Here is an 8,849-nt window from a genome sequence, read left to right as displayed (position 1 = left end):
TCGAACAAAAACAACGAAATATCTTGAAAATAGCAAGAAAACTCGGATATGAACTTTCTGAAAAACAGTTGGTTACATAAATACGTCAATGATAGCGATGAAGGAGCGCGGCAATCTCTTTTTTTTGTTTGTTGTTTGGTGTTAATTTAGAATTTCAAACCTGGAACTTTCAAGTTTTTAAACATTTACACATAACTCAAAACTCACAACTGACAACCGTCTTACCTTATAAAAACCGGTTCGTTGTCCATTTCAGTGTGTTCTTTACTAAACCTGTAATCCATATAATCAAAACCGTTTAGTTCATCGAGGGTACTTATGTCTTTATCTATGATATACCTCGTCATTGCCCCCCTGGCTTTTTTGGCATAAAAACTAATGATCTTTAATTTTCCGTTTTTAAAATCTTTAAAAACCGGTGAGATTACCTCAGCTTTGAGCTCTTTTGCATTGACTGCTTTAAAATACTCCTGACTCGCCAAATTGATAAACAACTCCCCTTCTTCCAACTCGCTATTTAATTTATCGGTGATCTTTTCCTGCCAAACTTCATAGAGGTTTTTGTTTTGTTCAATTCCCATAGAAGTGCCCATTTCCAGGCGATACGGCTGGATAAGGTCTAAAGGCTTTAACACCCCATACAAGCCCGAGAGAATTCGCAAACTATTTTGCAGAAGATCCAGTTTATCGGTAGGGATGGTGTAAGCATCGAGTCCGCTATAGACATCGCCATTAAAAGCATATACGGCCGGGCGGGAGTTTTCTTTAGTATGTTTTTCTTCGAAATCCTGAAACCTGGTATAATTAAGATCGGCCAGCTTATCGCTGATGCCCATTAATTCTGAAATTTCATTTTTAGTCATTCTCGCCAACTTCCGGTTTAGTTTTGCGGTAATGTCTAAAAACGCGGGTTGCGTACCGCGGGAAGTTGGTGATTCAGATTTATAATCGAGGCTCTTGGCCGGGGAAACAACAATTTTCATAAGGATTCTTTTACTCCAAAGATACCGGAAAGTTAAGAGAAAAAGAAAAACTCCAGTTAGTAGTTTTTATGGAGAGATAGCGGTGGGTTATCATAATTACGGAAAACCTTTTTTTGGTTTGTGGAATATGTGGTAGATTTAAAATCTATTTATTTTCTTAAATAAAAAACTTAATTTTTATAAGCTATTTTCGATGTTAAAGGTTACTTGTGCCATAATTGAAAACAATGGGAAGGTTTTGTGTACGCAAAGAAGCAGTAAAATGGATTTACCTAATAAATGGGAATTCCCTGGTGGAAAAATGAAGGATGAGACCGCAGAGGAATGTTTAAAAAGAGAAATTAAGGAGGAATTAGGAGTTGAAGTCAAAATTTTAGAACAATTACCTTCCAATGAACACTCCTATTCGAATTCTAAAAAGATTAAACTAATACCCTTTCGTTGTATCTTAAAAACTTTTGAAATTACACTTCTGGAGCATGCACAAGCTATTTGGTTGCCTCTTGAGAAAATAGAATGTTTAGATTGGGCCAAAGCCGACATACCTATTGTTAAACATTATATTGAAAATTATAAATGAGTTTTGAAACAGGACTGTACGAGCAACTCATAACTAAGTTGGTTAGTAACAAACTTGAAGATTTAGATTTACAAAAATTTCATGTGAGTGAAATTTCTTTAGATAAGGAAGAAGCTTCACAATATTTAAGTAATTACTTAGCAGAAACTATAAAGTTTGCACTTAATGAAATTAAAGATAAGGACCGCCCCTTCAAGCAAATTGAATTATCTAATAAGATTATAAAGCTTCTAGTCGAAGAACTTAAAAACGTTGAACTTTCTGAAAATCTAATAGAAAGTGAAGGAAGGATTTTACAAGCCGTATTTTCGAAATTGGAATTTCCTTATTCAAACTTAAATGCTAGGTTAAAAGAGATTACTCCTTACACTAGATTAAGTCAAAGTGAACTTTTCACCGGTAATAATGCTGGAATATCCTTAGAGAGTGAAATTAAAAAAGAAATTCTTTCTGCAGATGAAATTTGCTGGTTAGTATCTTTCATTAAATTCTCTGGAATTCGAATATTTAAAAAAGAGCTCGAAGAATTCACAAATTCTGGCAAAAAATTAAAGATAATCACCACCTCCTATATGGGTGCTACAGATGTGAAAGCAATAGAGTATCTTTCATCACTACCCAATACAGAAATCAAGGTTTCTTATAATACAGAACACGAAAGATTACACGCCAAAGCTTATCTATTTCTAAGAAATTCAGGATATCATACCGGCTATATTGGATCTTCCAATCTTTCCCGTTCGGCCTTGACTAATGGTTTAGAATGGAATTTAAAAGTTACAACGCAAGAAGTTGGTCATATAATTGACAAATTTTATAAAACATTTGAAACATATTGGAAGGATTCAGAGTTTGAATATTATAGATATCAAGCCGATAGACCTAAATTAAGTAAAGCACTTAATAAAGAAAATGTATACTCGAAGAATAAAATTAGTACTTTCTTTGATCTTAAACCCTACCCATACCAGAAAGAGATTCTTTCAAAGTTAGAAGCGGAAAGGAAAATACACAATCGAAATTATAATCTGTTAGTAGCAGCAACTGGAACGGGAAAGACAGTCATTTCTGCGTTTGATTTTAAACGCTTCAATTATATAAATCCTAATTCAAACTTTCTATTTGTAGCCCATCGAAAAGAGATTTTAATCCAAGCACAGGAAACGTTTCAACATGTACTAAAAGATGCTAATTTTGGCGAGTTATGGGTTGATGGCAATGAGCCTGAAAAATACAGTCAAATTTTCGCTTCGGTACAAACCCTAAATAATCGTTTAAAACATCTCAATTTAGCTGAAGATTTCTTTGATTATATAATTGTAGATGAAGTTCATCATATAAAAGCCAATAGCTATCGGCCAATTCTTGAACGATTTAAACCTAAAATCTTATTGGGATTAACCGCTACACCAGAAAGAATGGATGGTGGAGATATTACTGAAGATTTTCAAAATAAAATTGCTGCAGAAATTAGGTTACCTGAAGCGTTAAACAGGAAACTTCTTTCTCCATTTCAATATTTTGCTGTTTCCGATACGGTCGACTTAAGTGAAGTAAAATGGAATGGTAAATATGAAATCAGAGAATTAACAAAATTATATACAGAAGATGAGCATAGAGTTGCTTCTATAATTAAAAACTGTGAAGAGTACTTAACCGATATTAATGATGTTCAAGCTTTAGGTTTTTGTGTGAGCCAAGAGCACGCAAAATTTATGGCCGAAAAATTTACACTCGCTAATTTAAAAGCCGATTACTTAGTTAGTGGGAATAGCAAGAATCGAGAGAAACTTCGAAATAAAATTCTTAAGAAAGAAATAAACTATCTATTTGTAGTTGATATTTTTAATGAAGGAATAGATATTCCAGAAATTGATACAGTACTATTTCTAAGACCTACGGAAAGTTTAACCATTTTTTTACAACAGTTGGGCCGGGGTCTTCGTCTTTCCAGGAATAAAGAATGCTTAACGGTTCTTGATTTTGTTGCAAATGCAAGACCTGAATATGATTTTGAACATAAATTTCGAGCCCTGGTAGGCAAAACTCATACCGCAATTATCAAGGAAATTGAAGATGACTTCCCTCACTTACCGCTTGGTTGTTCTATAGTTTTAGAAAGAAAGGCAAAAGAAATTATTTTAAAGAACATTAGAGAAGCAACTGAGTTTAGAAGACCACAACTTGTCCAAAAACTAAGAAACTTTAAACATCAATCTACATTACAGCTTACTTTAAGTAATTTTCTCGAATTTCACCATTTAGATATTAGACAAATCTATAAAAAAGGAAGTTGGAAGAGATTATGTGCCGATGCTGGCTTGATTCCAAATTTTAAGGAACCTCAAGAAAAAGAATTCACAACCTGTATGCAAAGAAAGTTAATAAACTGTAACTCGTTAAGTTACTTAAAATTTATACAGCGTTTAATTAATAATAATATAAACTTAAAATTACTTTCTAAAAAACAGCAAACTATGCTTTTAATGTTCCATTATGATGTTTGGCAAGAAAGCGGTCGTAAACTACGTCTTCCAGATATTACTTCAAGTATAGAAATCTTAAAAGCCAACACAATTATGATTGAAGAAATGAATGAATATCTCGAACATCTAATAGAGAAAATAGAGTTTTTAGAAAAAGATATTAATTTAAATTCTTCATTCCCTCTAAAACTACATAGTAAATATAATCGAGAAGAGATTTTAACCTCCTTAGGCTTAAGCACATTTGAAATAAAATCGTCCAATCGCGAGGGTGTTGCGCAAAATAAAGATCTAAAAGTTGAAGCCTTATTTATAACCTTGAAGAAAACAGAAAAAGAGTACTCACCCACTACAATGTATGATGATTACGCATTAAATGAAAAACTCTTTCACTGGCAATCTCAAAATAGCACTTCTCCTAACTCACCAAAAGGTGAATCCTATATTAAACATAAAGAAAAAGGTAAAAAAATCCTTCTTTTTGTTAGAGAACAAAATGTAGATGAATATGGTTTCACTATGAATTACACATTTTTAGGAGAAGCAGATTTTATCAAATCCCAAGGAGGAAAACCAATGAATATAGAATGGCAACTACGTGAAGCAATGCCTTCTTATATTTTAAAGGAAAGTCAAAAGTTGGCAGTAGGTTAATATGTCGGAAGAAATTATTTATAAATATTCGAATTATTTTCAAAAACTCAATCGTGGTTTTAGCAAAAATCTAGGTAGAGCACCTCATAAACCAATCCTTCTTCTCTCCATAATTCAGCTAATTGCTAAAGGAGTGATTAAATCAAATCGAATCTTTATTACCTCTGAAATTATTCTGGCTTTTAAGCAAAATTGGGAAGATCTTGTACACACTGGTCATTCACGAAATTTCTCTTTACCATTTTTTCATCTAAGATCTGAACCTTTCTGGCACTTGTCTCCAAAACCAGGAAAACAAATTGAAACTACTCGATCTAAAAGTATAAAGAGTTTTAATAATTTAAATGAATCTATTGCTTTTGCCGAAATTGATAAAGAATTGTTTCTGTTACTTCAAAAATCTGAAAATCAGTTATGGTTTGAGCAGATTTTAATCGAATCTTATTTCCCCGATTTCAAGGTTACTTATTTAAGACCAGATAGTTATTATGAAGAAGCCAAAATTGAAAGTGAAATTCTAAATGAACCACGTGAGTTTTATCAGAATAATATTAAGCAGCTAAGACAATCTTTGGAAGAGAACGAATTTGAAGAAGAAATATTTGTGCGTGGAGGTTTGTTTAAGAGAACAATTCCAAAAATATACGATTACACTTGCTGTATTTCAGGTTTAAAAATCAATTCCGCCCATAATATTCAAATGGTTGATGCCTGTCATATACATCCTTTCAGTATATCTAATGATGACACAGTTTCAAACGGCATTTCTTTGTCTCCAACACTTCATCGTGCCTTTGACCGAGGCCTGATAACTATCACGCAAAATTTTATAGTTAGAATTTCCCCTACGATAGAAGAAAAAGAATCAAGTTTTCCATTATTTAATTTTGAAGATAAACAGATTCAATTACCTAAAAAGTACGAATGGTATCCTTCTCAGGAAGCTTTAAAATGGCACAATAAAGAAGTTTTCCTTTTATAAATAAGCCATATAGCAATCAACTTTGTCTGCGTTAGAGATTGCAGTGGAAATCCTTTTTGCGAGCTACGTCAATACCAGCGCGGAGTAGAATCTTCCAAAATAACCATGCAAATTTAAGGAATTAAATGCTCGATTATCGAGCAAAAAGATTGTAACAAAAAGCCCGACCCGATAGGGGAACGCCCAAATAATAACACCTCAGCTTAATCTTATTCTAAAAAAATTACCCGCATTTTTTTACAAAAACCTTCACTTCCGTTCAGGGTCTTGAAGGCTGTGTTTTTCTTAGTTTTAAAATAAAAATGAAAATTACCGAACAGTTTAACTTAGACGAGCGCCAGCAGGATCGCGTGATTGCTATGGCCTGGGAAGACCGAACGCCTTTTGAAGCTATTGAATATCAGTTTGGCCTTACGAAGAAAGATGTGATTAATTATGAAAGAACAAATGCACCCGCGTAACTGGCGAAAATGGCGCACCAGGGTGCAGGGGATAAAAACCAAACACGAAAAATTACGGGATAAGAGAAAAGACAAGAGACAAGAGACAAGAGACAAGAGACAAGAGACAAGAGACAAGAGACAAGAGACAAGAGACAAGAAACAAGAGACAAGAGAGAAGAGAGAAGAGAGAAGAGAGAAGAGAAATAGTAAAAAATCCTGTATTTTTTGATGATGCAAAAATAAAGAGATACTTTTTGAGTAAATTTAATCAGGGCAATACTAAACAAAGGTTCCTAATTTATTAGCATTTAACCCTATCTTAATCAGGTTTTTTGTAACTTATATTTCTATAATTCAAAATTATGCAGGAATCTTATAGCAATCGGCCGAGGGTTAAAGTTCTTTCAGGAAACTTTTTATGGAGAGATTCGGGGAAATTTATACTGGATTATGATGGCAACCTGCTTAGCCCCATAAGTTTCGAATTTCAGTCTATTGACGTGAAATTTATAAAGATTAGGTTTAAGAAAACTCCAATCTCAAATAAAAAGACCCCGAAATTTAGCTGTAGCTGGAAGATGATGACACAGGTAAATTGCTCGTTGAATTAGTTGGCTACACAAGCTTTTTGGAGATTTCCAGTAAAAACAAGATCAAATAGCGAAGTTTCTTTTACAGCAAGCTTCCGGGTCAGCTCAACAACTAAAAACTGAGAATCGAAACCCAGTTTGCAGTCGCAGTATCCAGTAGGCGATCGCGATCGCAGTGAGCAGAACATCAAACAACAAACAATAACCAGAAGATTGCCGCGCTCCTGCGTCTCTCGCAATGACAAACTAACAAAGACTATTTCTGAAAAAAATTCTCAGTTCGTAAAAATTTAGTCTTTTCTCATTTTTCTCGCAGCCTCCCGTCCCGATAATTATCTGGAGCTATCGGGATTGTCTCTTTAATCGAAGAATTGTGCTACAAAAGCTCTTTTTGGTTCTTCGCATAATTGCGCCACTTTTCAAGACAAGCCTCGATATCTTCAGGAATTTCGGTATCAAAACTCATTTTTTCGCCGGTTTCAGGATGCTCAAACCCCAGGGTTTTGGCGTGTAACGCCTGCCTTGGCAGTACTTTAAAACAATTCTCTACAAACTGTTTGTATTTTGTAAAGGTAGTTCCTTTTAAAATCTTGTTTCCGCCGTAGCGTTCATCGTTAAACAGTGTATGGCCAATATGCTTTAGATGCACCCTAATTTGGTGAGTTCGGCCGGTTTCCAGCTTACAAGAAACCAGGGTCACATAGCCAAAACGCTCCAGTACTTTATAATGGGTAACCGCTGGTTTTCCTTTTTCGGCCTCCTCACCTTCATAAACGGTATTTTGTAGTCTATTTTTAGGATGTCGCCCAATATTTCCTTCTATAATTCCTTCTTCTTCCTCCACATTTCCCCAAACCAGGGCCACATACTCCCGCTCGCTGGTCTTATCGAAAAACTGTTTGGAAAGGTGTGCCATGGCTTCCTCGGTTTTCGCAATTACCAGAAGTCCGCTGGTATCTTTGTCTATTCTATGTACCAGGCCGGGACGATCGCTGGAATTATTAGGAAGATTATCAAAATGATAAACCAGGGCATTAATAAGGGTGCCACTATAATTGCCGTGACCGGGATGCACCACCATGCCGGCGGGCTTGTTAACCACCAAAAGCGTATCATCTTCGTAAACAATATCCAACGGAATATTCTCTGGCGTAAGTAAAAACTCGTAGGGCGGATGCTCAAACATCACCTGCACCACATCCCCAGCTTTTACCTTGTAATTCTGTTTTACCTGCTCGTCATTAACATAGATATTCCCCGTTTTTGCTGCCTTCTGAATTTTATTTCGAGTGGCATTTTCAATAAAATTCATTAAAAATTTATCGACCCGCAAGGGCTTTTGGCCGGGACCGGCTTCAAATTTATGATGTTCATACAGGGTCTCGTCCTGCGCTTCTACTTCGTTTTGATCTTCGGCTTTCTTCATTAAAGTTCAATTTCATCTTCGGCACTATTAGTTTCATTGCCGTGGTACCTTCCCGAGCCGTCTCCCAATACCAGGTCTATTTTAGAGGTTTTCATCAATTCATCCCCCGGTTGCAGCATTTCACCTTTATGTCTTAGTTCCAGTACTGCATCTTTAGCAATATCGGGTTTATAGGTTACATCACCAATTTCAAATCCTAAAGACCTCAGCGTAGGTTCGGCCTGTCTGCGAGTTCTTCGTATAAGATCTGGGATCATAATTTTTCTATATCCCGATGGATTGAGCGTAAGGTAAATTTTACGATTTTCTTTTACCAGTTGTCCCGGTTCCGGCGCCTGTTCAATCACCGAATATTTAGGAAAATCGGGGTTAAAATTTGCAGAATCGATAATTTCAAATCGCAAATCTTTTTCAGCAAGACGGTCATCTACAACATCCAGGGACATCCTGGCAAGATCTGGCACCTCTATTCGTTGATCCTGGTTGGTCGTAAAATCCAACCAACGCAGTGCTAAAAAAGTAAGTACCACAATAAGCACTGCAGCGATCACTAATTGAATTAAAAATGTTTTACTGAAGATAAATTTAAAGAATCCCATACTTTTGTTTCTAAGGAGCAAAGATATAAAACCCCTGCTTTTGGTGGCAGATTGTTTGTAGATTTGTGATATCAGTTGTGAGTTTTGGGTTATGAGTTGTCAGAAA

At 35.3% G+C, this 8,849-nt stretch carries 7 protein-coding genes; 4 read left to right on the top strand and 3 right to left on the bottom strand.

Annotation, left to right across the window (positions count from 1 at the left end):
* Positions 1 to 221: 221 nt before the first annotated feature.
* Positions 222 to 983, bottom strand: coding sequence for a peroxide stress protein YaaA (gene yaaA / locus BUA71_RS09540; RefSeq protein WP_072879057.1), 762 nt, complete (start codon positions 981 to 983; stop codon positions 222 to 224).
* Positions 984 to 1,176: 193 nt separating this feature from the next.
* Between yaaA and BUA71_RS09535 the strand changes: the two genes are divergently transcribed.
* The 4 genes from BUA71_RS09535 to BUA71_RS17815 all read left to right on the top strand — a co-directional run bounded on the left by BUA71_RS09535 (position 1,177) and on the right by BUA71_RS17815 (position 6,146).
* Positions 1,177 to 1,563 carry a (deoxy)nucleoside triphosphate pyrophosphohydrolase gene (locus BUA71_RS09535; RefSeq protein ID WP_072879055.1) on the top strand — a complete coding sequence of 129 codons (387 nt, stop codon included), beginning with the start codon at positions 1,177 to 1,179 and terminating at the stop codon, positions 1,561 to 1,563.
* On the top strand, positions 1,560 to 4,703 hold the full coding sequence (locus BUA71_RS09530; RefSeq protein WP_072879054.1) for a DUF3427 domain-containing protein: 3,144 nt from the start codon (positions 1,560 to 1,562) through the stop codon (positions 4,701 to 4,703). Before BUA71_RS09535 ends, BUA71_RS09530 begins: the two co-directional genes overlap by 4 nt.
* Position 4,704: 1 nt before the next feature.
* Positions 4,705 to 5,685: an HNH endonuclease gene (locus BUA71_RS09525; RefSeq protein WP_072879053.1), complete on the top strand. Its 981-nt coding sequence runs from the start codon at positions 4,705 to 4,707 to the stop codon at positions 5,683 to 5,685.
* A gap of 302 nt (positions 5,686 to 5,987) precedes the next feature.
* Positions 5,988 to 6,146 carry a DUF2805 domain-containing protein gene (locus tag BUA71_RS17815; RefSeq protein WP_317040901.1) on the top strand — a complete coding sequence of 53 codons (159 nt, stop codon included), beginning with the start codon at positions 5,988 to 5,990 and terminating at the stop codon, positions 6,144 to 6,146.
* A 948-nt stretch (positions 6,147 to 7,094) separates the two neighbouring features.
* Here BUA71_RS17815 and BUA71_RS09505 read toward each other — a convergent pair.
* On the bottom strand, positions 7,095 to 8,144 hold the full coding sequence (locus BUA71_RS09505; RefSeq protein ID WP_072879050.1) for an RluA family pseudouridine synthase: 1,050 nt from the start codon (positions 8,142 to 8,144) through the stop codon (positions 7,095 to 7,097).
* Positions 8,144 to 8,743 (bottom strand): PASTA domain-containing protein, encoded by a 600-nt coding sequence (locus BUA71_RS09500; protein WP_072879049.1) that lies wholly within the window; start codon positions 8,741 to 8,743, stop codon positions 8,144 to 8,146. Before BUA71_RS09500 ends, BUA71_RS09505 begins: the two co-directional genes overlap by 1 nt.
* Positions 8,744 to 8,849: the final 106 nt, after the last annotated feature.

The organism is Salegentibacter echinorum (assembly GCF_900129445.1).
Classification (GTDB): domain Bacteria; phylum Bacteroidota; class Bacteroidia; order Flavobacteriales; family Flavobacteriaceae; genus Salegentibacter; species Salegentibacter echinorum.
Note: the sequence above shows the minus strand (reverse complement) of the source record. Positions and strands in the feature narration are given on the sequence as shown.